The sequence below is a fragment of the Sphaerotilus microaerophilus genome (genome assembly GCF_023734135.1).
Taxonomy (GTDB): Bacteria; Pseudomonadota; Gammaproteobacteria; order Burkholderiales; family Burkholderiaceae_C; genus Sphaerotilus; species Sphaerotilus microaerophilus.
On sequence record NZ_AP025730.1, the window covers coordinates 1,224,861 to 1,249,445 of the forward strand.

Sequence of the window (24,585 nt, forward strand, 5' to 3'; positions counted from 1 at the left end):
GTGCCTGACGACGTCGGCGTCGCCCGCGTGCTTCCTCAAGTCTGTGCCCCTCGCCTGCCTCGCGGCAACCGCGGCCCCATGAACGCTCCGCTTCCCCTGCACCGCCTGAACGAACGCGCCGAGCCGGCCCTTGAACTGGCCGAACCTGCGCCGCGCCTGCGCGAGATTCCCTACAACTACACCTCGCTGTCCGACCGGGAGATCGTGTTGCGCCTGCTGGGTGCACGCGCCTGGGCCCTGCTCGATCAATTGCGCAGCGAGCGCCGCACCGGCCGGTCCGCGCGCATGCTCTACGAGGTGCTGGGCGACATCTGGGTGGTGCAGCGCAATCCTTACCTTGAAGACGACCTGATCGACGACCCCAAGCGCCGGCAGATGCTCGTCGACGCACTGCATCATCGCCTGGGCGAGGTGGAAAAGCGCCGCACGCCCGGCGAAGACGGCGGGCGTGATGCGGCGGTCGGTGAGTTGCTGGTGTCGGCGCAGCAGGCGGTGGAGCGCTTCGCGGCGCACTTCCGCACCGTGTACGACCTGCGCCAGCGGGCCCGCAAGGTGCTGGGCCGCCACACGCGGCGCGACAACATCAAGTTCGATGGCCTGAGCCGCGTGGCCCACGTCACCGACGCCACCGACTGGCGCGTCGAGTACCCCTTCGTCGTGCTCACGCCCGACAGCGAGGCGGAGATGGCTGCGCTGGTGGCCGGCTGCGTGGAGCTGGGTCTGACCATCATCCCGCGGGGCGGCGGCACCGGCTACACCGGCGGCGCCGTGCCGCTGACCTGGAAGAGCGCGGTCATCAACACCGAGAAGCTCGAACAGATGACCGAGGTCGAGTTCGTCGATCTGCCCGGGGTCGATCGCAAGGTGGCCACCATCTGGACCGGCGCGGGGGTGGTGACCCAGCGCGTGGCCGATGCGGCCGAGCGCGGGGGTCATGTCTTTGCGGTGGATCCCACCTCGGCCGAGGCCTCCTGCGTGGGCGGCAACATCGCAATGAATGCCGGCGGCAAGAAGGCGGTGCTCTGGGGCACGGCGCTGGACAACCTGGCCAGCTGGAAGATGGTGACGCCCGAGGCCAAGTGGCTGGAGGTCATCCGCCTGAACCACAACCTCGGCAAGATCCACGACGTCGAGACGGCGAGTTTCGAGCTGAAGTACTACGACGCAACGGGCAAGAAGCTGGAGCGCACGGAGCGGCTGGACATCCCGGGCCGGGTCTTCCGCAAGGAGGGGCTGGGCAAGGACGTCACCGACAAGTTCCTCGCCGGCCTGCCGGGCGTGCAGAAAGAGGGCTGCGACGGCCTGATCACCGGCGCGCGCTGGGTGGTGCACCGCATGCCGGCCCACACCCGCACCGTGTGCCTGGAGTTCTTCGGCAACCCGAAGGACTGCGTGCCTTCGATCGTCGAGATCAAGGACTTCATGTTCGCCGAGATGAAGAAGCCGGGTGGGGCCATCCTCGCCGGCCTGGAGCACCTCGACGACCGCTACCTGAAGGCGGTGGGCTACGCCACCAAGAGCAAGCGCGGCGGCTTCCCGAAGATGGTGCTGATCGGCGACATCGTCGGTGACGACGAGGCGGCCGTGGCGCGTGCCACCAGCGAGGTGGTGCGCCTGGCCAACGGCCGCTCGGGCGAGGGCTTCGTGGCTGTTTCGGCCGAGGCGCGCAAGAAGTTCTGGGCCGACCGCAAGCGCACCGCGGCGATCTCGAAGCACACCAACGCCTTCAAGGTCAACGAGGACGTGGTGATCCCGCTGGAGCGCATGGGCGAGTACACCCTGGGCATCGAGCGCATCAACATCGAGCTCAGCCTGCGCAACAAGATCGCCCTGGCCGACCGGCTGGAAGCGTTTTTCGCAGGAGGCAACTTGCCGCTGGGGCGTGCCGATGACGTGGGTGACCTGCCGGGCGCCGACCTGCTGGAAGACCGGGTGCTGCAGGCGCTGACGCTGATCCGGGACGTGCGCGTGCAGTGGCGGCAATGGATCGGGCACCTCGACGTGGTGCAGCCCAACGAGACCTGCAGTTACTTTGACCAGCTGCAGGACGGCAGCCTGCGCGCTTCCTGGAAGACGCAGATCCTGCGCCCGCTACAGACGCTGCTGGCGGGGGCGGCCTTCGCGCCGATCCTGGACGAGCTCAAGCGCATCCACCAGGAGGTGCTGCGCGGTCGGGTGTGGGTGGCGCTGCACATGCATGCCGGCGACGGCAACGTACACACCAACATCCCCGTCAACTCCGACAACTATGAGATGCTGCAGACCGCGCACGAGGCGGTGGCGCGCATCATGGTCCTGGCGCGCTCGCTCAACGGCGTGATCTCGGGCGAGCACGGCATCGGCATCACCAAGCTGGAGTTTCTGACCGACGCGGAGCTGGTCGACTTTGCTGCCTACAAGGCGCGCATCGACCCCGAGGGCCGCTTCAACAAGGGCAAGCTGCTGCGCGCAAAGGATCGCACCGCCACGCTGGGCGAGGATGCCCGCTCGGCCGACCTGGCCGACGCCTACACGCCCAGCTTCGGGCTGATGGGGCACGAGTCGCTGATCATGCAGCAGAGCGACATCGGCGCCATCGCCGCGTCGGTCAAGGACTGCCTGCGCTGCGGCAAGTGCAAGCCGGTGTGCTCCACCCATGTGCCGCGCGCCAACCTGCTGTATAGCCCGCGCAACAAGATCCTGGGCACCTCGTTGCTGATCGAGGCCTTCCTGTACGAGGAGCAGACGCGCCGCGGCGTGTCGCTGCGCCACTGGGAGGAGTTCGAGGACGTGGCCGACCACTGCACGGTCTGCCACAAGTGCCACTCGCCCTGCCCGGTCAAGATCGACTTCGGCGACGTGTCGATGAACATGCGCAACCTGCTGCGCAAGATGGGGCAGAAGAGCTTCCGGCCGGCCGGTGCGGCGGCGATGTTCATGCTCAACGCCACCAATCCGCAGACCATCAAGCTGGCGCGCGGTGCCATGGTCAACGTCGCCATCAAGGCCCAGCGCATCGCACACGACGTGCTCAAGCTGGCTGCGCGCAAGCAGACCGATGCACCGCCCGCGACGGTGGGCACCGCTGCGATCAAGGAGCAGGTGATCCACTTCGTCAACAAGAAGCTGCCGGGCGGCCTGCCCAAGCGCACCGCAAGGGCGCTGCTGGACATCGAGGACCGGGACTACGTGCCCATCATCCGCGACCCGCAGGCCACCAGTGCCGAGACCGAGGCGGTGTTCTATTTCCCCGGCTGCGGCAGCGAGCGCCTGTTCAGCCAGGTCGGCCTGGCCACCCAGGCCATGCTCTGGCACGCGGGCGTGCAGACCGTTCTGCCGCCGGGCTACCTGTGCTGCGGCTATCCACAGCGCGGATCGGGCCAGTTCGACAAGGCGGAAAAGATCATCACCGACAACCGGGTGCTGTTCCACCGCGTGGCCAACACGCTCAACTACCTGGACATCAAGACGGTGGTGGTCAGCTGCGGAACCTGCTACGACCAGCTGCAGGGGTACAAGTTCGAGGAGATCTTCCCCGGCTCGCGCATCGTCGACATCCACGAGTTCCTGCTGGAGAAGGGCATCAAGCTCGACGGGGCGGGGAACTTCCTCTACCACGACCCCTGCCACACGCCGATGAAGCTGCAGGACCCGATGAAGACCGTGCGGGCGCTGGTCGGCCCGGGGGTGCTCAAGTCGGACCGCTGCTGCGGCGAATCTGGCACGCTGGCGCTGAATCGGCCTGACATCTCCACCCAGGTGCGCTTCCGCAAGGAAGAGGAGATCCGCCAGGGCGAGGCCGCGCTGCGTGCCTCCGGCCACCAGGGCGACGTGAAGATCCTGACCTCTTGCCCGGCCTGCCTGCAGGGGCTGAGCCGCTATGGCGACGACCTGGGGAGCGGCCTGCTGGAGGCGGACTACATCGTCGTCGAGATGGCGCGCCAGATCCTGGGGGAGAACTGGATGCCTGACTACGTTCACCGGGCCAACGCCGGGGGTATCGAGCGCGTGCTGGTGTGAGCCGCACGGCCGGGCCGTTGTGAAGGACAATCAACGGCTGCCCGGCTTGAGCCGGGTTGCTTGCTTTGTTCCTCCTGGAGTCCCGAGATGGCCGGTTCTGCCCCCAGCCCCCTGCCGACTGAGCTGACACTGCATCAGCAGTCGCGCATCCTCGAAGTCGCTTTCACCGATGGCAGCCGTTTTCGCCTGCCCTTCGAGTTTTTGCGCGTGTTCTCGCCCTCCGCCGAGGTGCGGGGGCACGGTCCCGGGCAGGAAACCCTGCAGACCGGTAAGCGCCTGGTGGAGATCGTTGCGCTGGAGCCGGTCGGCCACTATGCAGTGCAGCCGCGCTTCAGCGACGGTCATGACAGCGGCATCTACAGCTGGGATTATCTGTACGAACTGGGGCGCGACCAGTCTGCCTTCTGGGCCGACTACGAGGCGCGTCTTGCGGCTGCGGGTGTCGATCGGGATGCCCCGATGTCGCCGCCCTCGGCGGGCGGCGCCTGCGCGACCCGTCACTGATCACTTCCAGCGGCGCCTGTGCGCCGACCAGCCATGAGCAACACCCATTTCGGATTCAGGACGGTCGAGGAAGACCAGAAGGCCAGCATGGTGCGGGGGGTCTTCGACTCGGTTGCATCGCGGTACGACGTGATGAACGATGTCATGTCGGTGGGCCTGCACCGCGTGTGGAAGGCCTACACGATCGCCGTGTCGGGAGTGCGCGAAGGCCAGAGGGTGCTGGACATCGCGGCCGGGACGGGCGACCTCACGAGGGCCTTCGCCCGCAAGGTGGGGCCGCAGGGCTGCGTGGTGCACACCGACATCAACGAGGCCATGCTGCGCACGGGCCGCGATCGCCTGATCGACGAGGGGCTGGCGCTGCCGACGGTCATTTGCGATGCCGAGAAACTGCCTTTTCCCGAGGCCCATTTCGATATCGTCAGCGTGGCCTTCGGTTTGCGCAATATGACCCATAAGGATCAGGCGCTGCGCGAAATGTGCCGTGTCCTGCGGCCCGGCGGTAAATTGCTGGTGCTGGAGTTTTCGCGGGTGGCCAAGCCGCTGGAGAAAATCTATGACTGGTATTCGTTTTCGGTTCTGCCGAAAATGGGGAAAATGATAACTGGTGACGCGGAAAGCTATCGGTATCTGGCTGAATCCATCCGCATGCACCCTGGGCAGCAGGAATTGAAGGCGCTCATGAAGGAGAGCGGCTTTGGGCACGTCGATGTGCACAATCTGTCGGCGGGCGTCGTGGCCCTGCACGTTGGGCTGAAGTGCTGAGTTGGCCTGCCATGGTCGTGCCGAAGGGGGTCGGACCGAGGCTTGTGCACTTCGGTCGTGAATTTTTCACTTCAGGTTTCGCATGAAGAGACTGGCGTCGCGTGTTGGCGTCGAACACTGGAAAAACGTTGGCTGGATGGTTCACTTCTGCGTGACTCCGTCACAGAATCCTGCTCGTTCGGCACAGTTGGTCTCGTGGCCCCCGCTTGAAGGGTTGAAGTTGCTGGTTCCCTGGCGAAAATCAGTCGTCAGAGTTAGAAGATTCGCGGGGCATCCTTTCGGCCAAGGTGCGCCCCGAATGGCTGTAGTGAGGGCTCACGGATGTTCAGGGTATTTCAACATCGTTCATCAGGGACACATTTTGTCGAGCTGATCGCAGATGGGCTGCTGTGTTTCGTCGCGGCGCTGCTGTCAGCCGCCACGCTCGCGCAGGCGGGGTCGACGTATTCGATGCTCGTGCAGCTCGCCACTCCCGGCATCCTGCTGTCGGCGCTGACCTTTGCGCTGGTGATGGCGCTGCTGTATTCGTTCGTTGGCCTCTACCGGCATCGCAATATCGGTCTGATGCCGATGTTCGTGCGCATCGCCTTCACCTTCGTGGTGGGCGGGTACATCACTTACCTGACCATCAAGTACATTGAGTACGATGGCTATGCCAGTCGCTTGGTCGGGCTGGCGTTGGTGTATCTGGTGGCCGGCTTGGCGGTCTATCGGGGTCTGGCTTGGGCGGTGCGGCAGCTTGTTGGCACTCGGCGCGTTCTGATTGTTGGAACCGGGCCGGATGCCCAGCAGGTGTGGAGTGACCTGCGTGCTGGTGAGCAGTGGTCCAGCTACGAGGTGGTCGGCTTCGTTCCGACGGCAGAGCAGGTGCCCGCGGTTGTGTCGCGCGATGGGGCGACTGTTTTTGATGGGCGTCGCCGCTTGGTGGATCTGGTGCGCGAGCATCGGATCAACGAAATCATCGTGGCGGTGCGTGAGCAACGCGGTGGCGGCGTGCCCATGGAGCAGTTGCTGGATTGCCGGATTGGCGGCGTTCCGATCATGGACTTGGCGGCCTTCTATGAGCGTGCTAAGGCTGAGGTGCCGGTCGATAGCCTGAAGGCCAGTTGGCTGGTATACGGCGATGGCTTCGTTCAGGGGGGGCTTCGGCAGGCCTCCAAGCGCGTCTTCGATGTGGCGAGCTCCTCTCTGCTGCTGATCTTGGCCGCACCGGTGATGCTGTTGACGGCCGTTGTCATTCGACTCGATAGCCCGGGACCGGTGCTGTACCGACAAGAGCGTGTGGGGTTGGGTGGGCGTTCCTTCCAGTGCATCAAGTTCCGCAGCATGCGCACGGATGCCGAAAAGGATGGTGTCGCTCGTTGGGCGACGAAGAACGACAGCCGCATCACCCGTGTTGGTGCGTTCATCCGCAAGACGCGCATCGACGAGTTGCCCCAGCTGTTCAGCGTGCTGGCCGGGGAGATGAGCATGGTGGGCCCCCGTCCGGAGCGGCCTTCGTTTGTGGCTCAACTCCGTGAGCAGATCCCGTACTACGACTTGCGCCACACGGTCAAGCCGGGGCTGACGGGGTGGGCGCAGGTGCGCTATGCGTACGGGGCCTCGCTGGAAGATGCGCGCAAGAAGCACCAATTTGACTTATACTACGTGAAGAACAACTCGGTGCTGCTTGACCTGCAGGTGCTCATCGAGACGGTGAGTGTGGTGCTGTTCCGCGAGGGGGCGCACTGACGGTTTCTGGTCTGTCTTCGGCAAACGCACGGCATGGGCCGTGCGTTTGTCGTTTCGGAGCAGATCCGGGTGTGGAGTAGAGCGTGCCGTGTTTACGCCACGTTCACACTGCACACTGCTGCGAGCGCTCTGGCACGTGGGGTGGCTCATTTGGCGGCGCGCGGTAGGATTGCATCTGTTTGTAGTTGGCGGTAGCCATTTGTTGGAGTGATGAGGCATGAGGATCAACATGGGACATTTCCTGCGCGGCTGCGCCTGGATGCTGGCTTCGGCCCTGGTCGTCTTCCAGTTGGTGGGCTGTGCCGGGACCGGGTCCTATCCGCCGGCACCGCGCAAGGCACAAACGCCTGATCACCGGTACAAGATCGGGCCGCTGGACACGCTCAACGTCGTCGTGTGGCGCAATCCCGAGCTTTCGGGGGTGGTCACTGTCCGTCCTGACGGACGCATCTCGACACCGCTGGTCAGTGACGTGCTCGCCGCGGGCAAGAACCCTTCCGACCTGGCGCTGGAGATCCAGAACGAGCTCTCGCGTGTCATACGGGACCCGGTGGTGACGGTGGTGGTTTCTACGTTCCAGGGCAACCTCAATGAGCTGATTCGCATCGTCGGTGAAGCCACCCGGCCACAAAGCGTAGCCTTCCGGCAGGACATGACGTTGCTGGACGTGATGATCCAGGCTGGGGGATTGACTGATTTTGCAGATGGCAATGCTGCTGTGCTGGTGCGTGGCGCCGAAGGGGGCAAGCAGTACAGCGTGCGCCTGAAGGACCTCCTCAAGCGTGGCGACATCTCCGCGAATGTGGATGTCAAGCCGGGCGACATCGTCATCGTGCCGCAAAGCTGGTTCTGACCGGGATGGCCGGGCTGCGACGTCGGGCGGCCCTCTGTCGGCATCCCGTGTCGTGTGTTTTTGAGGTCTGGTATGGGGCTGCGTCCGCACCCCTGTTCCAGGCCGTGCGATAGGTATTTGCGCGCATGATCAATTTGACCGAACAAGCCCTGACGGTGTCGCGTGCCGTCTGGCGTCAACGGTGGCTGGCCGTGATCGTGGCCTGGGTGGTTGCCGTGCTTGGGGGGGGGCTGGTGGCCACCACCCCTGAGCGCTATGAGGCACAGGCCCGGATCCATGTGGATACGCAGACGGTGCTCAAGCCGCTGATGTCCGGGTTGGCATTCCAGCCTGACATCGACCAGCAGGTCCGCATGCTGGCTCGCACCCTGATCTCGCGGCCCAATGTCGAGCGGCTGGCCAATGATGTGGCCATCGGATGGCCCAAGGGCGATGCCGCTCAGGCCACGCGCCGTGTGGAGGAGTTGCTGAAGGCGATCAAGGTCGAGCTGTCAGGTGGAAGCAACCTGTATGCGATCACCTACCGCGACAGCGACGCACAGCGTGCCAATCGGCTCGTCTCGGCGCTGGTCGGCCTGTTCATGAGCGCCAGCACCGACACCAAGCGTCGCGACTCCGAGGAGGCCAGTCGCTTCATCGATGAACAGATCAAGTCCTACGAGGCCAAGCTCATCGAGTCGGAGAACCGCCTGAAGGAGTTCAAGCTCCGCAACATGAACATGGCCGGTACCAGCAACCAGGACTACTTCGGTCGCATGTCGGCACTCACGGACGAGGTGGCCAAGATCCGCCTGGCGCTGTCGGCAGCAGAACAGTCGCGCGACGCGCTCAAGCGAGAGCTGACTGCCACGGAGCCGCAACTGGGCGAGGTGAACACGCCGGGGGTGGTGTCGTTGACCCCGGATCTGGACGCTCGCATCGACACCCAGCGTCGCCAGCTCGATGACATGTTGCGCCGGTACACCGATGAGCACCCTGACGTGCAGTCGACCCGTCGCACCATCAAGCAGCTGGAAGACCAGCGGCACATGGAGGGGGAGGCCGCCCGCTCTCTGCAGTCGCCCAGCCGTGCGCGGGCCGCGGCCGCAGCTGCCAACCCGGTTTTCCAGCGGCTCAGGATCTCCCTGGCAGAGGCCGAGGCAAACATCGCCTCGCTGCGTGGTCAGCTCAGCACGCAGCAGTCTCGCCTGGAGGAGATCAAGGCGCAGGCTGGGCGAGTGCCCCAGGCTGAAGCCGAACTGGCTCAGCTGAACCGGGACTACGACATCATTCGCAAGAACTACGAGCAATTGGTCTCGCGTCGTGAAGCCGCCTCGCTGGGTGTCAAGATTGATCAGCAGGCGTCGCTGGCGGATTTCCGCATCATTGAGCCCCCGCGTGTCATGCCGTCACCGGTTTTCCCCAGTCGTGCGCACCTGGCTGTGGGCGTGATGCTGCTGGCGGTGCTCCTTGGTCTGGGAGCAGGCTACGCCGCCACGCTGATGCGGCCAACGTTCTCGTCGGAGCGCGAGCTGCGCGAGTTCACCAAGCGTCCCGTCCTGGGGGGGCTCACCAAACTGGTGGATCCCCGCGCCGATTTGCTTGAGCGCCAGGATCGAATGCGGGTGATGGGGGCGATGGGCCTGTTCGTGCTGGTGCACGCAGGCTGGGTGGTCTGGCTTTCCGTGCGCACCGGCACGTGATCTGAGGAAATGAGTCGATGAACCTCATCGAACAGGCTGCCAAGCGACGCTTGGAAGAGCTCAAGCGGGCCGGCATCGAGGTGCCGGTAGTCCCCCCCGCCACGAATGCCATGGCGGCATCTGCGCCGGTGGCTCTGCTCACCCCGCGTGAGGTCGCTGCCGCGACCGTGCCGGCAGAGCCCGCGGCACCCGCGCGCCGGTCGCGCGAAGTTGAGCTGGACCTGACCCGGCTGGAGCGGGAGGGTTACCTGATACCGTCCCAAGGCCGGTCTTCGCTGGCCGAGCAGTTGCGCATCATCAAGCGACCGCTTCTGGCAAACACCCGGGACGCCGAGGCACGCGCGATCCCGCGGGCCAACCTGATCCAGGTGGTCAGCGCGATGCCAGGAGAGGGCAAGACCTTCTTTGCGGTCAATCTGGCGATGAGCATTGCGATGGAGGTCGATCACTCCGTGCTGCTGGTGGATGCTGATGTGCTTCGACCATCGGTGCTGGCTCGCCTGGGCGTCGAACCGGCGCCGGGTCTGATGGACGTGCTTGACTCCAAGGCAAAGCTATCCCTGTCCGATGTGATGCTGCGCACGAACGTGCCCAAGCTCAGCTTGCTGCCGGCCGGTACCGCCAATGCCAAATCCACCGAAATGCTGGCCAGCGCGGCGATGGCCGAACTGCTCGATGAGTTGGCGGCCAAGTATGCCGATCGCATCGTCGTGTTCGACTCGCCGCCGTTGATCCCAACCACCGAGTCCCGTGTGCTGGCATCGCGGGTCGGCCAAGTGGTGATGGTGGTCGAGGCCGACCACACGACGCATGCCCAGGTTGCCCAGGCCTATGCCGCCGTCGAGCAATGCCCGGTGGTCCTGTCGGTGCTCAACAAGTGCACCGGCAAGGGGGCGAGGGAGGCCTATGGCTACTACTACGCGAGCTGAATCCGGGCGAATCGGTTTGCACGCGCTGAGCTTGGCGTGCGCCGCCGTGCTGGTCGTGTTGTCGGCGGGGGCGCGAGCGCAGTTGGTGCAGGCTCCACAGGCGCCAACCCAACCAGCGCTGGCGGCGACGGCGCAGGCTTGGCGGTTCGAGCCGGCGGTCCGTGCAACGGCAGTGACCACCGACAACGTGGGCCTGTCTCCCACCAATGCGCGCTCCGATACGGTCACCGTGACCACGCCCAGCCTGCGGGTCATCGGTCGCGGCCCCGGCTATGAGGTCACGGGCACCCTGGCTGCCGATGGCTTGGTCTATCTGGGTCGCAGTCTGGCGGACCGTATCTTTCCGCAGGTGGGTCTGGCTGCACGCAGTCAGATTGTCGATCGCCTCTTGTACCTTGATGGTGACCTGTCCGCCCGGACCACCGCGTCGGATGCATTTGGGCCGATCGGTGATGGCGCCACGACCCTGAACCGCAGTCAGGTGATGCGCGCCAGTGTCAGTCCGCGCATCGAGCGCGAGCTGTCGCCTTCGACCCGATTCAGCCTTCGGTCGGACCATGCCTGGTCGCGCGGCTTCGGCAGTCAGGCGACGTCGATCAGTAACGATGCCTACGTCGAAGGCCAGGCCGGGATATTTGAGGTGCGTCCGGCGCCGATGGGCCTGCGGTTGACCGGGGATCGTCAGTACACCAGTTACCGGCAGCAAGGCGGCAATGACGTCGAGTTCCGCACCGGGCGGGCCGCGCTGCTCTACACAGCGGACCAGGAGGCCATCTGGGGTCTGATCGTCGGTCGCGACGAGGGGGACTACACCACCAATTCAGTGTCCGATACGCTCACCGGGGTCAGTCTGAGGTGGGCACCCAGTCCCCGTACGTTGCTCGACATGACGGCCGAAAAGCGGTTCTTCGGCAACGGCTGGAACGTGACCCTGAGCCACCGCTCGCCTTTCGTGGCGATCAGCGGCAATCTGCAGCGTACCGTCTCCACCTATGCGAGTCGGCTTGGATTGCTGACCGCGGGCAGCGACGTGGCCACCTTGCTGGATGCGATGCTCACCACCCGCGTGTCCGATGCGGCTCAGCGCGCCCAGCTGGTGCAGGACATCATGGCTCGCCGTGGCTTGCCCGCCACCCTCGCAACGGCCGTGGATCTCTTCTCCGGGGGGGCGCAGGTGAGCCAGGGTGGCACGATCAGCCTGGGCTGGATGACGCCACGTGAGGTCATCACCGCCCAGTTCTACGCCCAACGTCTGCGCGATCTGCGTGGGCCGAATGACGTGATCCTGGTCTCTGCCGACTCCCGCCAGCGAGGCCTGAGCCTTGGGTTGTCGCATCGCCTGACGATGAACCTCACCGCCGATGCCGGGGTGGCACATTCCCGCGTGCATGGCGAGGGGCCGAACCTGGGGCGCGACAGCGTGAACACGACTTGGCGCATTGGCGCCACCGAGGTGCTGTCCCCGCGCACCACCGCGACAGCCAGCCTGCGTCGCCAGGTGGTGCGGACGAATGCGCCGGGCGGCACGGCCCTCGACGGCAGCACCTTTGCCGCTTCCTCGTCGAACGCGAACGCGAATTCGCTGTCCGTCGGCGTTTTGCACCGTTTCTGACGCGGCGATGTACGAATCCCATTTCGGTTTCAGCGGTTCCCCGTTCCAGCTCAACCCCGACCCCGCCTTCTACTTCAACAGCAAGGGGCACAGCCGTGCCATGGGGTATCTGCAGTACGGGGTGATGCAAGGTGAAGGCTTCATCGTCATCACTGGCGAGATCGGGGCAGGCAAGACCACGCTGCTGCGCACGCTGCTCGAAGGGCTGGACCGCCAGAAGGTGCTGGCCGCTCAGATCGTCAGCACCCAGCTGGAGTCCGGCGAACTGCTGCAGGCCATCATCACGGCCTTCGGCATCCCCGCCCAGGGCAGTTCGAAGGCGCACCTGATCGCCACGCTGGAGGCCTTCCTGACGGCGCTGGCTGCCCAGGGCAGGCATGCGCTGTTGATCGTCGACGAGGCGCAGAACCTCAACGAGAAGGCGGTCGAAGAGCTGCGCATGCTGTCGAACTTCCAACTCGGCAACCACGCGCTGCTGCAGAGCTTCCTGGTCGGGCAGCCCGAGCTGCGTCGCCTGCTGGAGTCACCGCAACTGGAGCAGTTGCGCCAGCGGGTGATCGCCTCCCAGCACCTTGGCCCGCTTGGCCCGGAGGAAACCCAGGCCTACATCGAGCACCGCCTGCGCCACGTGGGGTGGACGAACCGGCCGGTCTTTGCGCCGGGCGCGTTCGATCACATCTATGCCTGGGCCGGCGGCGTGCCGCGGCGCATCAACCGCCTGGCCAACCGCCTGCTGTTGGCGTCGTACCTGGAGAACACCGACCTCATCACGCCGGAGCTGGTCGAGCAGACCGCATTGGAGCTGCGCACCGAGATCGGTGAGAGCAGCTATCAGCCACTTCCCCTGCCGGTGCGGGAGCCGCAGGCGACGCCGCCCGTTGTTGCTGAATCGGCGACGGCGGCCGCACCCGCTGCATCGGCCGCTGCGGCCGAGGTTCCCGCCGTGGCCCCCGAAAGCCGGTCACCTGCCGACGAGGCCGTCGACGGACCGGTGGTCACACCAGCGGAACCGACACTCGCCATGGCAGCAGAAGCCGCCGTCGCTTCGACCACACCTCGCGCTGAGGAGCCTGAAGCGCCGGCCGTCGCACCAAGCGAGGCCCGGTCGGTCGAGGCTGAGCCGCTTGCCGAGCAGGTGGAGCCGCCTGCCGAACAGCCGGTCGTGTCGGAGGTGGACGAGCGGTTGCGCAGCGCTGCAGCTGGCTTCGAGCTTCCGAAGCAGGAGCCTGTCCGCAACAAGCGCAGTGCGGTGGTGCTTGGCCGGCACACCCTGCTGTGCGTGGCGGACGCACCCGCCGATGCCTTGAAGCTCGCTGCACTGGGCCGCGAGCTGGCGCAGGGGCCTGACGGTTGCCGGATGGTGCTCGTCAATCCGGGCTTCGAGACGCAGGTCTGGCCCTGGGAGCAGATGGACCGCCTGCTGCCGGCCCTGGACGAAGCCCTGCATCTGCGAGTGGGGGCCGGGGCCTTCGCTCAGATCGCTCCTCGCCTGATCGACGCTTTCTCGCGCGTGCTGGATGAATTCCATCCGCTGGCGGTGCTGTCGCTGGGCGCGAGCGACGCGGTATTGAGCTGTGCGCTGACCGCCAGCAAGCGCGGCGTGCCCTTGGTGCAACTTGAAGCCGCTTCCAGCCTCGCAGCACCGGATCGCCGCCCCGCCAACAATTGGGCCTTGATTGCACGCATGGCGGATCTGCTCGTTGCGACCGACTCCGCCGTGGGCACCGCCAGCCTGACCCGACTGCAGGAGGGAGGCATCGATGCCGAGCGCTGCCGCAGCGTTGCGGGCCGGCTCGACGCCGATGCCCTGGCTGCGGTGTGGAGTGAGGTCACCACCCCCTACGGCGCCTTCATGCGCCACGCGATGCCGATCTATCTGGGGCCGACCTGGTCGGAGCATGCGGGTGACGGCACGCCGTATGCGGTGACCTCGCTCACGCTCGACCCTGCCGATGCCGACCGCACCCGCTGGGTGGTCGAGCAGCTGGCGGGCCTCGACGCGCTGCCCAAGTGTGTCTGGCTGCTCGATGCGCGCAGCGAAGAAGCGCTGGCCGAACTGCTGGATGCCGAGCCGCGTTGGGCTGAACAGGTCTGCCTGCTGCAGGGGGATGGACCCCGCACGCCCGCGCAGCGTGATCGCATGGACCGCTCACGCTTGCTGTGCCGCACCGTGACCTCTCTGTGCGACCAGCTCAGCATCCTGCGTGGTGCGAGTTGCGCCATCGTCGAGGAGGGGCAACTGCTCGCGGCAGCCGCGCCGCTGCTGGAGCTGCCCAGCATCATGGTGCGAGGTGGTTCGCTGTACTGCGCTGGCGCGAGCCTCGCACCCGCCATGCTGGCCGAGCCTGGCGAGTTGAACCGCTGCGTACAGGAGTTTGCCGCGATGCTGGCGGGCCTGGACAGTCACCGTGGCCACAGCCTCGTCCAGCCGACCGGCGCCGCTTTGGCGGTGGCCGGGCAGTTGCGGACCTGGCTGAGCGCGCGCACCACCACCGCCCAGACCATCACCTCCGACGTCGCTGGCTGAGGCGGCACCCCGTCTGCCCGGCATCGGAAGCTGCGGCCAGACCTGTTGTGCGGCCAGCGACGCGCTTGCGTTGCCGATCAGTTCAGCAGCGCTTGCGCGAACTCGCGCGGGTCGAAGGTCTGCAGGTCTTCCAGCTTCTCGCCCACGCCGATGAAGTAGACCGGCACCGCCGGCTTTCCTGCGGCCATGCGCTCGCGCACCCACAGCGCGATGGCGGCCAGCACGCCGCCCTTGGCGGTCCCGTCGAGCTTGGTCACCACCAGCCCGGTCAGTCCCAGTGTGCTGTCAAAGGCCTTCACCTGGGCCAGCGCGTTCTGGCCGGTGTTGCCGTCCACCACCAGGATCACCTCGTGCGGCGCACCTTCCATCGCGCGGCCGAGGGAGCGCTGGATCTTGCGCAGCTCTTCCATCAGGTGCAACTGGGTGGCGAGGCGCCCGGCGGTGTCGGCGATCACCACATCGCAGCCACGGGCCTTGCCGGCCGAGACGGCATCGAAGCAGACCGCGGCGGGGTCGCCGCCCTCCTGGCTGACGATCTCGACCCGATTGCGGTCGGCCCAGACCGACAGCTGTTCACGCGCGGCAGCCCGGAAGGTGTCGGCCGCGGCCAGCAGCACCTTGCAGTCGAGGTTGGCCAGATGGCGGGTGAGCTTGCCAATGCTGGTCGTTTTGCCGGCACCGTTGACGCCCGCGATCATGATCACGGTGGGCTGGTGGCGTCCCAGCGTCAGGCTGCCCTGTAACGGCGTGAGCAATTCGGCCAGCACGTCGCCCAACAAGGTCTTGACGCCCTGTGGGTCGCTGCAGCGGGTGTCCTTGACGCGGCGCTTGAGTTCATTCAGCAGATGCTGTGTGGCGCCAACACCGGCGTCTGCCATCAGCAGCGCGGCTTCCAGCTCCTCGTAAAGAGCGTCGTCGATCTGCGTGCCGGTGAAGACCTGGGCAATGCTCGCGCCGGTGCGTTGCAGGCCCTTGCGCAGCCGGCCGAGCCAGGAGGTCCGCCCCCCGCCATCGTCAGGCGCTGCGGGCGGCGTGGCCGTTGGCACGGTCGCAGGGGCCGATCCGGGTGGCGGCGGGGCCGCGGCGATCGGTGTGGAAGAAACCGGCGGTGAGGTGAGGGGCGCGATGACCGGCGGACTGGCCGGCGTGGAGACCGGCGCCTCGGGCGTCGGTGGCGCAGCCTTGCGCCGAAAGAAGCTGAACATGAAGGGTCCGCGGCAGGCGGCGGTTGGGAATGAGTGATTGTAGGCAGCCACAGGCGGCGGCCGACCCCCGTCGTCCCTAGAATGCGCGCCGTGGCACAAGCATTGCATCGACCAGGCGCCAGGCCTGCACAACGTGGCCGGAAGAGCGCCGGCACCGGGCCCGGCGATTCGGGCCATCAGGCCGCCCGCCGTTCCCCGGCCGAGGTCCGCCTGATTGGCGGGCAGTGGAAGCGCAGCAAGCTGCCCGTGCTGGACCTGCCGGGTCTGCGGCCCACGCCCGACCGGGTGCGGGAGACGCTGTTCAACTGGCTCGGACAGGACCTTTCCGGCTGGCGCGTGCTCGATGCCTTTGCCGGTACAGGGGCGCTGGGGTTCGAGGCGGCTTCACGCGGCGCGGCCCAGGTGCTGCTGCTGGAGGCCGATGCCCGCGCTGTCGCCACGCTGGAAGCGGCGCGGCTGCGCCTGCGGGCCGAGACGGTCCAGGTGCGGCGCGCCGACGCGCTGGCCTGGATGGCACAGCGTGCGCCCAGTGAGTTGCTCTTCGACCTCGTGCTGCTCGATCCGCCCTACGCCACCCGCCTGCAGGCACCTGCGCTGCAGGCCTGCGCACCCCGATTGGCACCGTCCGGTGCGGTCTACCTGGAAGACGATCACGCCTGGGGTGCGGACGACTGTGCTGCCGCAGGCTGGCTGCTGCAGCGCAGTGGCCGCGCCGGTGCGGTGCATTTCCATCTGCTCAGGCGCCTGCCTGTGTCAAACGGCTAAACTTTTGCGTCCCAGCCCAGGAGCACGACTTGACCCCGGTCACCCAGGAACTCACGGCCATCTACCCCGGCACCTTCGATCCCATGACCCTGGGGCACCAGGACCTCATGCGCCGTGCCAGCCGCCTGTTCAGCCGCCTGATCGTCGCGGTGGCGGCCGGCCACCACAAGAACACGATGTTCAGTTTGGAGGAGCGCCTGGACATCGCCCAGGAGCTGGCGGCGCCGTACCCGAACATCGAGGTGATCGCCTTCCGCGGCCTGCTGCGCAACTTCGTGATCGAGCACGGTGGCAAGGTGGTGGTGCGTGGTCTGCGGGCGGTGAGTGACTTCGAGTACGAGTTCCAGATGGCGGGCATGAATCGCCAGCTCATGCCGGACGTGGAGACGCTTTTCCTCACGCCGAGCGACCAGTACCAGTTCGTCAGCGGCACCTTCGTGCGCGAGATCGCGATGCTGGGCGGAGACGTGTCGAAGTTCGTCGCGCCTTCGGTGCTGGAACGCCTGCAGCGGCGCGTCAATCAGCGATGAATGCGTTGCCGGCCGGTGATGAGGGCCGCCACCTGGCCTGCGCAGGGGACTGAACCATGGCGCTGATGATCACCGCGGAGTGCATCAACTGCGACGTCTGCGAGCCCGAATGCCCGAACCAGGCCATCTCCATGGGCGAGCAGTTCTACGTGATCGACCCGCAGCGCTGCACCGAGTGTGTTGGCCATTTCGGCGAGCCGCAGTGCGTGCAGGTCTGCCCGGTCGAGTGCATCCCGCTCGATCCCTTCCACCTGGAATCACCCGGCCAGCTGCAGCTGAAGTACGAGCAGCTGCAGGCTGCCAAGAAGGCCCTGCTCCCCACGACCAGTTGACCGACCGAGCCTCCCTGTGTCGGGCGGCACTGGTGGCGGTCAGGTGCCGTTCGTTGGTGTCGAGGAGGGTGGGGCCGCCGGCTTGGGCAAGGTCGCGCCAGGTTCCGCCGCCGAGGCTGCGGTGGGCGCGGGTTTGCGCGGCGGCTTGGGGCGTTCTGGCTTGGCGTGCACCAGTGAGGTGGCACGGGTCATGTCGCCGCTGAGGAAGGCCTCGGCGGCGGCGAGTGTGCGCGTGATGCTGTCTTCCACGGCCACGCGTTCCGCTTCGGGCGGCTTGCGCAGCACGTAGCTGGCCACCTCGACACGATCCCCCGGGTGCCCGATGCCCAGGCGCAGGCGCCAGAAGTCGGCGCTGCCGAGCTGGGCCTGGATGTCCTTCAGACCGTTGTGGCCGGCGGCGCTGCCACCGAGTTTCAGCTTGGACTGGCCGGGCAGCAGGTCGAGTTCATCGTGCACCACGAGGATCTCGGCGGGCTCGATCTTGAAGAAGCGCGCCAACGCCGCCACCGACTTGCCCGACAAGTTCATGTAGGTTTGCGGCTCCAGCAGCCAGACGGTATGGCCGTGGCGCGTAGGGCGGGCGGCCAGTCCGTGGTAGCTGCGCTCTGGATGCAGGCTGACCCCCCATTGGCGCGCGAGCGCATCGATCCACCAGAAACCGGCGTTGTGCCGGGTGGCCTCGTACTCCGGACCCGGGTTGCCCAGGCCGACCAGCAATCTGATCATCGCCAACGCTCCGTCACGGTGCGCTGCCAGGCCATGCCTTCATCGGGCCGGCGCACTGGCAGCGCCTGAAAGCAGCAACCCCGCACAGGGCGGGGTTGGATGGGCGGGAACCTGGTATGCCTGGCTCCCGGTGCGATCGCGGCCCTGAGGCGCGATCCGGGCCTTACTTCTTGCCCTTGCCCTTGCCCTTGGCGGGCGCTGCGGCGGGAGCGGCGGCGACCACCACTTCCTCTTCCACGATCGGCACCACCACGGCGACCACCGGGTTCTTGCGGCCATGGGTCACGACCTTGATGCTGGCGTCCAGCTTCAGGTCATCCACGTGCAGCGACTGGCCCTTGGCCAAGCCGCCCAGGTCGGCGGTCAGGAACTCAGGCAGCTTCTCGGCCAGGCACTCGATCTCGAGTTCGCTGACGACGTGGTTGATCAGGCACTTGTCGAACTTGACGGCCTGCGACTCGGCTTCGTTGACGAAGTGCAGCGGCACCTTCTTGTGGATGCGGGTGGTGGCGTCGACGCGCTGGAAGTCGATGTGCAGCACCTGCGGCTTGTAGGCGTGCTTCTGCACGTCGCGCAGCACGACCTTGGTCACCTCGCCGCCCAGGTCCATCTCCAGGACGGACGAGTGGAAGGCTTCCTTCTTCAGGGCGTGGAACAGCGCGTTGTGGTCCAGCTCGATCATGGCCGGCTGACCAGCACCGTAGACGATGCCGGGCACCTTGCCGCTGAGGCGCAGGCGGCGGCTCGCTCCGGTCCCCTGCAGCTCACGCGGGAATGCGACGAATTTCATGGATGACTCCAGATGATGGAAAGGAAAGCGCCCGCGACCAGGCGCTGTAAACACAGCCTGCCAACGTGGCAAGGCTGAGGACGTGCGGATCAGAAGTTGTTGTTCTGTTCCGCAAAGAGTGAGGTGACGGACTCGCCGTCAGAGATGCGGCGGATCGTCTCGGCGAACAGGAAGGCCACCGACAGCTGGCGGATCTTCGGGCAGTCCACCGCTTCACCACGCAGAGGGATGGTGTTCGTGATCACCACCTCGTCGAGGTGCGAATTGCGGATGCGCTCGACCGCCGGGCCAGACAGGATCGGGTGCGTGCAGTAGGCAAACACGCTCTTGGCGCCGCGTTCCTTGAGCACCTCGGCTGCCTTCACCAGCGTGCCCGCGGTGTCGATCATGTCGTCCATGACCACGCAGGTGCGCTTGTCGATTTCGCCGATGATGTGCATCACCTCGGAGACGTTGGCCTTCGGGCGGCGCTTGTCGATGATCGCCAGGTCGCAGCCGAGTTGCTTGGCCAGGGCACGGGCGCGCACCACGCCGCCGACGTCGGGCGAAACCACCACAAGGTCGTTGTAGCGCTTGCCCTGCAGGTCCGACAGCAGCACCGGCGAGGCGTAGATGTTGTCGACCGGGATGTCGAAGAAGCCCTGGATCTGGTCGGCGTGCAGGTCCATCGTCAGCACGCGGTTGACGCCAGCCGCTTCCAGCATGTTGGCAACCACCTTGGCGCTGATCGGCACGCGGGTGGAGCGCGGCCGGCGGTCCTGTCGGGCATAGCCGAAGTAGGGGATCACCGCGGTGATGCGCCGCGCTGACGCGCGCTTGAGCGCATCGACCATCAGCAGCAACTCCATCAGGTGCTCATTGGTCGGCGCGCAGGTGGGCTGGACCACGAAGACGTCGCGGGCGCGCACGTTCTGCTGGATCTCGATGGTGACTTCCCCATCGGAGAAACGGCCCACCGATGCCCGACCGAGCTCGACGCGCAGGTCGTTGGCAATCTCCTGGGCCAGGGCCGGATTGGCGTTGCCAGTGAAAAGGACGGTGTCTGCAAGCATCACGGAGGTCCGGGAGGTTCGGCGCCACGGGGACGTGGCACGTAGACAGGATCGGCGATCAGGAAGAAAACAGGCGCCGCGTCGGTAACCGACGGGCGCCTGTCATGATTTGGCAGGGGAGGAAGGACTCGAACCCTCGCATGTCGGAATCAAAATCCGATGCCTTGACCAACTTGGCGACTCCCCTACACAGGCCGCTCTTGCGAAACAGCCCACAACTCCAGCACTCAATCCGATGCCCAATCCACGAGGGGGTGAGCTTCCAGACTGCGGCACAGCCGACCGATCCAACCCACCGGCAAGGTCGCCAACACTTGCCTTGGATCCGCGAATCCATCTTCTGCGCCAGGATGATTCCCAGCTTCTGCAAACACTGCGCTACCGGATCCACTCATGCGGCCTGAGCCCACATGCTGCTCCAGCAACTTCAACGCTTGACTGACTTCAGGGCTGTAGGCTGCCGCTGCTGCCTGCAGATCGTTTTTGTCAAAGCGCTGCTTGTCTGCAAGAAAGACCGCTATTGTAGTGAGCGCAGTGTCGCGTGACAAGAGGGGGCTGGAAAAAATCGCCTGTGTTGGAATCGCGACAGGGGGTTTGAGCACCAGGTAGCTGGCTGCCGGGAGATCGATGGGCGTGATCTGCTCGCCGATGCCCTCGACCCAGGCATCGCGGCCGCCGATGAAGAAGGGCACGTCGGCACCCAGCTGCAGGCCCAGCGCGAGCAGCCGCGACCGAGGCCAGTTCAGGCCCCAGAGCCGGTTCAGGGCGAGCAGCGTGGTGGCGGCATCCGAGCTGCCGCCGCCCAGCCCGGCACCCCAGGGCACCTGCTTGTCGATGGCGATGTGGGCGCCGAGCCGGCAGCCGCTGGCGGCCTGCAGGGCCCGTGCAGCGCGCAGGCAGAGGTCGTCGGCCGGCAGTGCGGCCCCCAAGTCGCTGCGGCTGATCTGCCCCGCAGGCCGCAGCTCGACGTGCAGCGTGTCCATCCAGTCGATCAGCACGAAGACCGACTGCAGCAGGTGATAGCCATCGGGGCGACGCCCGACGACGTGCAGGAAGAGGTTGAGCTTGGCCGGGGCCGGGAGGTCGTAGAGCGCAGTCAGTGACATGGCATAGATTCCGAGGCGATCGGTTGGATCGGCGCGCGTCCTGCCGGACGTTCAGCGGGCATCGAGCTTGATGCGCACGGTCACGATCGGGGCTGGATCGGTCCGGGAGAGCACGACCAGCCCGTCAGCAATGCGTTGCAGTGCCACCTGCCAGCCCATTTGCGCGAAACCGGCGGCGCCGTCTGGCAGGGGGTGGGCGGCCGCAGCCGGCCAGGGGCGGCCGCCGAGCCAGTCGAACAGCGCCGCGATCGGCACCGGCTCGCCGAGCAGGTCTGCCGACAACGCGTCGAGGGTGGCATAGCGACGGATGCCGTCGCCGGTGACCAGGCGCACCGACCCGGGCGACCAGGCCGCGAGCCCATGCTGCGTGCCCAGCGGGCTGAGCAGGGCCAGGCGGCCGCTGGCGGGGTCGCCCGCGAGTTCGAAGCCGGCGCTGAAGGAGCGCTCGCTGTCGCCGGCCACCTGCACCGCGAGCCGGCCGCTGTGCCGCAGCGGCAGCTCGCCCGGCCCGGAGGGCAGGCTTTGGCAGCCCGTCAGGCCTGCGGCTGTCGTCCAGCCCAGCCAGGCGCGCCGAGTCAGCCGCATCAGAGGCGAACCTTCAGGCGTGCGAGCGTCTCGGTGAGCACCTCGTTGCCGGCATCACGATCCCGCCCGGCGCGCCAGACCTGCCGGGCCGCGTCCTGCTGGCCGTCGGCCCAAAGCACCTCGCCCAGGTGGGCGGCGATCTCCACGTCCGGGCGGCGGTCGTAGGCCTCGTGCAGCAGCTTCAGTGCGGCGGCGCGGTTGCCGCTGCGGAACTCGACCCAGCCCATGCTGTCGGTGATGAAGGGGTCGCCCGGCGCCAGGGTCAGGGCCTTGGCCACCAACTCGCGCGCCTCGGCCAGTCGCAGGCCGCGATCCGCCAGGCTGTAGCCCAGGGCGTTGTAGGCGTGCTGTTGATCCGGCTTGATCGCGATGACGCGCCGCAGCAGGCCCTCCATCTCGTCGAAGCGCCGCAGCCGTTCGGCCAGCAGTGCCTGCTCATAGAGCAGATCGGGGTCGTTCGCCAGGCGGGCGTTGGCCTGGACCAGCAGATCGTAGGCCGCCTGCCACTGCTGCATGTCACGCAGCAGCCGGGTCTCGGCCATCACCTTGCTGCGCACGGCCTCCGGCGTGCCCTCCGGCAGAGACTGCAGCAGTGCCCGGGCCTCGGCGAGCTTGCCCTGGCGGGCCAGCAGGGAGGCGCGGCGCTGCAGCACGCCGGCGCTGGCGTGTGTGTCCCCGAGCTTCTCCAGCCAGCCCTGGGCGGCGCGGAAGTCCTTCTGCTGCTCGGCCGCCTGGGCCAGCATCAGGTAGGCCTGGGAGAGTTCCTGGACGGCTTCCGCCTGCGGCCCGTGCTGGTCGTCGTCATCGGCCTCCGGCTCGTCGTCGGGCGCGGTCTCGCCCTGCGGGGGCGCGGGGCGGGCAGGTGCCTGGGCGGCGGGGGGCGGCGGCGCCTGGCGGATCGCCAGGTAGCGCTCCAGCGCCGCCTGGGCATCGAGGGGCTGGCCCAGCTCCAGCAGCAGGGCGCCCTGCATCAACCAGCCGGCCGCCAGCTGCGGGTCGGCGCCGGTGGCATCGCGTGCACCGGCCAGGGCCTCGCGATAGCGTTGTGCGGCCGTGAGCCGCCTGGCGTAGGCCAGCCGCACCCGGGCGTCCGGCTGGGAGGTCTTCAGGTAGGACTGCACCAGCGCCTCGCCGCGGGGCTCCTGCTCCATCATCTCCAGGCCGAGCATGGCCACGCCTTCGGCAGCAGGGTCGTTCTGCTGGGCCTCGTGGGCCGCGTCCAGGCTGCGTGCTGCGTCACCGGCGATCCACCAAATCCGCGCGCTCGCCAACTGGGCGCTGGCCTGGGTGGCCTTCGCCTCCCGCCAGGGCTTGAGCACGTCGGCCAGCACCTGGGCGGCCGCCTTGGCCTGGCTGCCGCGCACCACCAGGCGGGGCAGCGAGGCGATGGTGGCGTTGCGCTGTGCTGCCGGCGTCAGCTCGATCAGCGCCCGCACCGGCTCCTGGGCTTCGGCGGGGCGCCCCAGCGCCATCAGCACCTGGGCCTGCATCTCCGCCGCCGCCACGGAGCGCGGCAGGCTGCGGCGCCATTCCTTGAGCGCACCCAGCGCCTGGTCGGCCGCGCGCGCTTCGATCGCCATGTCGACCGCGCGGCGGAACAGGCGGTCGTCACGCTGCTTGCGGGCGGCCTCCGTCATCACCTGGATCGCCGTGCCGGGCTCGCCGCGACGCTGTTCCACCTCGCTCACCAGCAGCTGGTAGAACAGTTCGGCGTCCAGTGCCGATGGGCGCGGCACGGTGGGTGACTGCGCCTGCGCCGCACCGAAGGTGCCCAGGCACAGGGCCACGAAGCTGGCGCGCCACCCCGTGTGCGCGGGGCCGGCAGCAAGGCCGCGACCGGTTCGAGGGCGGCGCGGGGCGCTGGATCGCAAGGGCATGATGGCTCGGGGGCAGTCGCTGGACGGGGAAGGGCCGAATGATTCTAGGGCGGCGCTGCGGCGGGGCGCCCCATCCCATAATCGTTCCATGCCCGAGTTGCCGGAAGTTGAAGTCACCCGCCTGAGCCTGGTCGACCGCCTGGAGGGCGCCCGACTGCTGGGCCTGCGTCTGGGCAAGCCATTGCGCTGGCCGTTGGGCGTGGCGCCCCTGGCGCTGGCTGGTGCCCGCATCGGCCGGCTGCAGCGGCGCGGCAAGTACCTCTGGATGCCGCTCGGGACAGCGGGCGACGCGAGCCGCGAGGAGGCTGTCGAGGGGGGCGAGCCGGCCGAGACACCGGGGCTGCTGATCCACCTCGGCATGTCCGGGGCGCTGCGCTTGGACGCTGAGCTGCCGCCCGCCGGGCCGCACGACCATGTCGACTGGCTCACCGACCGGGGCACCCTGCGCCTGCACGACCCGCGCCGCTTCGGTGCGGTGGTGTGGTCGCCGGGGCGGGACCTTGATCCGGCGGCGCGGCTGCTGGCGGGCCTGGGCGTCGAGCCCCTGGAGCCGGGCTTCACCGCCGAGCGGCTGCACGCGGGGCTGCAGGGGCGCCGCGTGGCGGTCAAGCACGCGCTGCTGGCTGGCGACGTGGTGGTGGGCGTGGGCAACATCTACTGTTCAGAGGCGCTGTTCGCAGCAGGCATCGACCCGCGCACCGCCGCCGGGCGGGTCAGCCTGCTGCGCTGCCGCCGGCTGGCGCAGGCGATCCGCGAGGTGCTGCAGCGCGCGGTGACCCTGGGGGGCTCGACGCTGCGCGACTTCCACGACGCGCACGGGCACGGCGGCGCCTTCCAGACCCAGGCGCAGGTCTATGGCCGGGCAGGGCAGCCCTGCCGACGCTGCGGCGGCACGGTGCAGCGCATCGTCCAGGGGCAGCGCGCCAGCTACTTTTGCCCCGGCTGCCAGCATCGTTGAGCCCGCCCGCGGCGGCGCGGATCTGCGACAGCGCGCAAATCCGGTGCGAATCGGGGC

20 protein-coding genes and 1 tRNA gene are annotated in these 24,585 nt (G+C 67.3%); 13 read left to right on the plus strand and 8 right to left on the minus strand.

Features of this window, described 5'->3' with window-relative positions; translation table 11 throughout:
• The first annotated feature begins 78 nt into the window (after positions 1–78).
• The 9 genes from NGK70_RS05340 to NGK70_RS05380 all read left to right on the plus strand — a co-directional run bounded on the left by NGK70_RS05340 (position 79) and on the right by NGK70_RS05380 (position 14,602).
• Entirely contained in the window at positions 79–3,999 is a 3,921-nt protein-coding gene (locus NGK70_RS05340; RefSeq protein WP_251972248.1) for a DUF3683 domain-containing protein, read from the plus strand.
• Between the two features lie 87 nt (positions 4,000–4,086).
• Positions 4,087–4,503 carry a gamma-butyrobetaine hydroxylase family protein gene (locus tag NGK70_RS05345; RefSeq protein WP_251972249.1) on the plus strand — a complete coding sequence of 139 codons (417 nt, stop codon included), beginning with the start codon at positions 4,087–4,089 and terminating at the stop codon, positions 4,501–4,503.
• Between the two features lie 33 nt (positions 4,504–4,536).
• Entirely contained in the window at positions 4,537–5,268 is a 732-nt protein-coding gene (gene ubiE / locus NGK70_RS05350; RefSeq protein ID WP_251972250.1) for a bifunctional demethylmenaquinone methyltransferase/2-methoxy-6-polyprenyl-1,4-benzoquinol methylase UbiE, read from the plus strand.
• Positions 5,269–5,589: 321 nt separating this feature from the next.
• Positions 5,590–6,999 (plus strand): TIGR03013 family XrtA/PEP-CTERM system glycosyltransferase, encoded by a 1,410-nt coding sequence (locus NGK70_RS05355; protein ID WP_251972251.1) that lies wholly within the window; start codon positions 5,590–5,592, stop codon positions 6,997–6,999.
• A gap of 217 nt (positions 7,000–7,216) precedes the next feature.
• Positions 7,217–7,852 carry an XrtA/PEP-CTERM system exopolysaccharide export protein gene (locus NGK70_RS05360; protein WP_251972252.1) on the plus strand — a complete coding sequence of 212 codons (636 nt, stop codon included), beginning with the start codon at positions 7,217–7,219 and terminating at the stop codon, positions 7,850–7,852.
• A gap of 125 nt (positions 7,853–7,977) precedes the next feature.
• Positions 7,978–9,534 (plus strand): XrtA system polysaccharide chain length determinant, encoded by a 1,557-nt coding sequence (locus NGK70_RS05365; protein WP_256490753.1) that lies wholly within the window; start codon positions 7,978–7,980, stop codon positions 9,532–9,534.
• A 17-nt stretch (positions 9,535–9,551) separates the two neighbouring features.
• Positions 9,552–10,463, plus strand: coding sequence for an XrtA-associated tyrosine autokinase (locus tag NGK70_RS05370; protein WP_251972254.1), 912 nt, complete (start codon positions 9,552–9,554; stop codon positions 10,461–10,463).
• Positions 10,441–12,075, plus strand: coding sequence for a TIGR03016 family PEP-CTERM system-associated outer membrane protein (locus NGK70_RS05375; RefSeq protein WP_256490754.1), 1,635 nt, complete (start codon positions 10,441–10,443; stop codon positions 12,073–12,075). Before NGK70_RS05370 ends, NGK70_RS05375 begins: the two co-directional genes overlap by 23 nt.
• A gap of 7 nt (positions 12,076–12,082) precedes the next feature.
• On the plus strand, positions 12,083–14,602 hold the full coding sequence (locus NGK70_RS05380) for an XrtA/PEP-CTERM system-associated ATPase (RefSeq protein WP_251972256.1): 2,520 nt from the start codon (positions 12,083–12,085) through the stop codon (positions 14,600–14,602).
• A gap of 77 nt (positions 14,603–14,679) precedes the next feature.
• On the opposite strand, the gene ftsY is transcribed toward NGK70_RS05380, so the two are convergent.
• Positions 14,680–15,807 (minus strand): signal recognition particle-docking protein FtsY, encoded by a 1,128-nt coding sequence (gene ftsY / locus NGK70_RS05385; RefSeq protein WP_251972257.1) that lies wholly within the window; start codon positions 15,805–15,807, stop codon positions 14,680–14,682.
• Between the two features lie 81 nt (positions 15,808–15,888).
• Between ftsY and rsmD the strand changes: the two genes are divergently transcribed.
• Genes rsmD through NGK70_RS05400 form a run of 3 tightly spaced genes read left to right on the plus strand, consistent with a single transcriptional unit; the run spans position 15,889 to position 17,434 of the window.
• A complete protein-coding gene (rsmD, locus tag NGK70_RS05390) occupies positions 15,889–16,572 on the plus strand; it encodes a 16S rRNA (guanine(966)-N(2))-methyltransferase RsmD (protein ID WP_428985575.1) in 684 nt (227 codons plus the stop codon).
• Between the two features lie 29 nt (positions 16,573–16,601).
• Positions 16,602–17,102, plus strand: coding sequence for a pantetheine-phosphate adenylyltransferase (coaD, locus tag NGK70_RS05395; RefSeq protein ID WP_256490755.1), 501 nt, complete (start codon positions 16,602–16,604; stop codon positions 17,100–17,102).
• Between the two features lie 56 nt (positions 17,103–17,158).
• Entirely contained in the window at positions 17,159–17,434 is a 276-nt protein-coding gene (locus tag NGK70_RS05400) for a YfhL family 4Fe-4S dicluster ferredoxin (protein ID WP_251972258.1), read from the plus strand.
• Between the two features lie 39 nt (positions 17,435–17,473).
• Here the strand turns inward: NGK70_RS05400 and pth are convergent, their stop codons facing one another.
• From pth to NGK70_RS05435, 7 genes are all read right to left on the minus strand, one after another.
• Positions 17,474–18,160, minus strand: coding sequence for an aminoacyl-tRNA hydrolase (gene pth / locus NGK70_RS05405; protein WP_251972259.1), 687 nt, complete (start codon positions 18,158–18,160; stop codon positions 17,474–17,476).
• 163 nt (positions 18,161–18,323) lie between these two features.
• The gene (locus tag NGK70_RS05410) at positions 18,324–18,950 is read right to left on the minus strand and encodes a 50S ribosomal protein L25/general stress protein Ctc (protein ID WP_251972260.1); all 627 of its coding nucleotides are present in this window, start codon (positions 18,948–18,950) and stop codon (positions 18,324–18,326) included.
• Between the two features lie 89 nt (positions 18,951–19,039).
• Entirely contained in the window at positions 19,040–20,002 is a 963-nt protein-coding gene (locus NGK70_RS05415; RefSeq protein ID WP_251972261.1) for a ribose-phosphate pyrophosphokinase, read from the minus strand.
• 110 nt (positions 20,003–20,112) lie between these two features.
• A tRNA-Gln gene (locus NGK70_RS05420) sits at positions 20,113–20,189 on the minus strand.
• A 40-nt stretch (positions 20,190–20,229) separates the two neighbouring features.
• Entirely contained in the window at positions 20,230–21,108 is an 879-nt protein-coding gene (gene ispE, locus NGK70_RS05425; RefSeq protein ID WP_251972262.1) for a 4-(cytidine 5'-diphospho)-2-C-methyl-D-erythritol kinase, read from the minus strand.
• Between the two features lie 51 nt (positions 21,109–21,159).
• Positions 21,160–21,693 (minus strand): lipoprotein insertase outer membrane protein LolB, encoded by a 534-nt coding sequence (locus NGK70_RS05430; protein WP_251972263.1) that lies wholly within the window; start codon positions 21,691–21,693, stop codon positions 21,160–21,162.
• On the minus strand, positions 21,693–23,570 hold the full coding sequence (locus NGK70_RS05435; RefSeq protein ID WP_251972264.1) for a tetratricopeptide repeat protein: 1,878 nt from the start codon (positions 23,568–23,570) through the stop codon (positions 21,693–21,695). The genes NGK70_RS05430 and NGK70_RS05435 overlap by 1 nt, the downstream gene beginning before the upstream one ends.
• An 88-nt stretch (positions 23,571–23,658) precedes the next feature.
• On the opposite strand from NGK70_RS05435, the gene mutM reads away from it, so the two are divergent.
• Complete coding sequence (gene mutM, locus NGK70_RS05440) at positions 23,659–24,528, plus strand: bifunctional DNA-formamidopyrimidine glycosylase/DNA-(apurinic or apyrimidinic site) lyase (RefSeq protein WP_251972265.1); 870 nt, start codon at positions 23,659–23,661, stop codon at positions 24,526–24,528.
• Positions 24,529–24,585 lie beyond the last annotated feature (57 nt).